1 protein-coding gene and 1 pseudogene are annotated in these 1,837 nt (G+C 64.7%); one reads left to right on the top strand and one right to left on the bottom strand.

Features of this window, described 5'->3' with window-relative positions:
- Positions 1–849: pseudogene (locus WBF74_RS11495) on the top strand (thioredoxin domain-containing protein); the annotation flags it as partial.
- 44 nt (positions 850–893) lie between these two features.
- Here the strand turns inward: WBF74_RS11495 and WBF74_RS11490 are convergent.
- On the bottom strand, positions 894–1,837 hold a 944-nt coding region (locus WBF74_RS11490; protein WP_424439809.1), incomplete at its 5' end, for a transcriptional regulator GcvA.

The raw sequence follows: 1,837 nt of genomic DNA, 5'->3' as shown, positions 1-1,837 counted from the left end.
AGGCCGGGCTTTGACGACAAGATATTGGCGGACTGGAACGGGTTGATGATCGCGGCGCTCGCCCGCGCAGGCGTGGCTTTCGACGAGCCTGAATGGATCGACATGGCGGCCACCGCCTTCCGCTTCGTGATGGAGGTGATGCGGCCTGAAATCAATGGCGCACCCCGCCTGCATCACGCCTGGCGCGAGGGCCGCGTGCAGCATCTCGCCATGGCGGATGACCTCGCCAATATGGCCGATGCCGCGCTCGCGCTTGCCGAAGCAACCGGCGAGGCGGCCTATGTTACCGCTGCCGAAAGCCTCGGGACGGAGCTTGATGCCTGGTATGCGGATGCAGCGAATGGCGGCTATTTCTTCACCGCCTCCGATGCGCCTGCATTGATCGTCCGTAGACGGACGGTTTCGGATGATGCCACGCCCGCTGCCAACGGCACGCTGCCCGGCATCTTCACCCGGCTCGGCCTGATGAGTGGCAAGGATGACTATCTCGCAAAGGCCGATGCCCTCATCCGCGCCTTTGCGGGCGAGCTGCAACAGAACATCTTTCCGCTGGGCAGCTATCTCGCCAGCCTCGACACAAGGCTCCGTCCGGTCCAGATCGTGCTGATCGGCTCAAGGGAAGAAACCGCGCCGCTCGCCCGCGCCGCCTTCTCGGTCTCCTGCCCCGCCCGCGTGCTGCTGCGCGTGGAAGACACCGCCACCCTCCCCGCCGGGCACCCCGCCCACGGCAAGACAGCCATCGACGGCAAACCGACAGCCTATGTCTGCGCCGGAGAAACCTGCTCCCTACCGGTCACGGATGCGGAGGCACTGGTGGGGGAATTGAGGCAAGCGCGGGTGAATTCCTAGCGCTCGTTACGCGGATGTTACGTCTTAGAGACTGTAAGCTAAGATCACCCCACCGCCTTCTTCGCTGACGCTAGCGGTTCCGGTGGATTCGGCGCTTCCGGTGGCCCGAGCCCTGCTTCCTCGCGGATCCAGCGGCGGAAGGCGGCGATGCGGGGTTTTTTCAGGCCGCCCTCGCGATAGACAAGCCAATAGCCTTCTTCATCGGGCATTTCGATGTCGAACAGCCGGACGAGGCGGCCTTCGGCGAGGTCGGCCATGGCGAGCGTGTCATTGGCGAGCGCGACGCCGAGCCCGCCTGCCGCGGCCTGAAGCGCCAGCGAAGCCTCGATGAAAAGCGGCCCCCGCTCTGCCCAGTGCGGGTTTTTCACCCCCGCCTGCTCGAGCCAGTTCACCCAATGCTGCATCGTCTCCTCATGGAGGAGCGGGTAGGATTTGAGGTCTTCGGGCTTGCGGATCGGCCTTTTGGGGTCGATCAGCAGGGGCGAGCAGACGGGATAGACGGTCGCCTCGAACAGCTTTTCCGACACGACATCCGGCCAGCCGCCAAGCCCGTAGCGCACGCCGATATCGACATCTTCCCGCGTGAAATCGACAAGCTCCGAGGAAGGCAGCAGGCGAAGCTCGATTTCGGGATAGGCCCGGTTGAACTTGCCGAGCCTGAGCACGAGCCAGCGCGCGGCAAAGGAAGGTTCGACCGTCACCGTCAGAGTGGTGTTGTCTTTTGCTGCCGCCTGCGCCCAGCCTTCCTGCATCTGCTCAAAGGCGAGCGACAGTACGGAAAGCAGCTTTTGCCCGCGCTCCGTCAGCTCCACCTGACGGCCCGTGCGATGGAAAAGCGGCGCCCCAAGCTCTTCCTCCAGCGCCCTGATCTGATGGCTGATCGCCGCATGGGTGACATTCAGCTCCCGTCCCGCGGCCGAAAAACTGCCATGTCGGCCCGCCGCCTCGAAGGCGCGCAACGCATTCAGCGAGGGCAGGCGGCGGGAAG

The sequence above is a fragment of the Parvibaculum sp. genome (assembly GCF_049672805.1).
Lineage (GTDB): Bacteria > Pseudomonadota > Alphaproteobacteria > Parvibaculales > Parvibaculaceae > Parvibaculum.
The sequence above is the reverse complement of the archived record's forward strand: the minus strand, read 5'-3'. Positions and strand labels throughout refer to the sequence as shown.